The organism is Candidatus Accumulibacter vicinus (assembly GCF_000584955.1).
Lineage (GTDB): Bacteria > Pseudomonadota > Gammaproteobacteria > Burkholderiales > Rhodocyclaceae > Accumulibacter > Accumulibacter vicinus.
In genome coordinates, this window is the sequence record NZ_JDSS02000019.1 from 369,644 (window position 1) to 370,310 (window position 667).

At 48.4% G+C, this 667-nt stretch carries 1 protein-coding gene; it reads right to left on the reverse strand.

The genetic code is table 11. The annotated features are described in order from the left end of the window. On the reverse strand, nucleotides 1-195 hold a 195-nt coding region (locus CAPSK01_RS22335), incomplete at its 3' end, for a hypothetical protein (protein ID WP_273703317.1). Between the last annotated feature and the right edge of the window lie 472 nt (nucleotides 196-667).

The window sequence follows — 667 nt, forward strand, 5'->3', positions numbered from 1 at the left end:
CCTCCCCAACATTCCCATTCCAGATGGTCCGCTGTAGGTATAGAGCCCCATGTGAATAGCGTAAGCAGAAGTGTTTGGAGTGAATACCTCCTTCTGGCCAGTCGAGTGTTCTCGATAATATTCGCAGAACAAAATCTCAATGGAGTTCGCAGTTACGGTAAATGTGCCAGTTTGCGTTTCGTAATCACGCAGCACGCCTCCTGTCCAATTCGATCCAGTATTTATCCCTCTAGTGAGCCTTCCTCTCGTCGGAGGTACGGTTTCTGGCGTGTTGTAACTTGTGTTTGTGCTCCAGTACAACGTAGTAGCTGAGGCCCCTAGACTAGCACTTGTAAGTGAGTCTGTATGAGTATCAACCAATTGAACAACTTGCCTACTTATGTACGTGATGTCAGTACGATTATCCCAATCCTTCACATTGCTTGCTGAATACGTGACATCGTACCCACCCTGAGTTGCCGAGTAGTTGTCCTCCCCCATATACCTTAATCTGGAATAGTTGCCGTGAACATAGCCTTCCAGCTCTTTGGAAATAGTTCCCGACCAAGACCAATGAATTGTCGCGTTACATCCGCCAGTTTCATACGGTCGAAAATTAGCAATGCTCCCCGTCGCCGTCATTGACACTGGTGTCGCCGGCAACGTCGTCGTTGTGTCCATGCTCCCT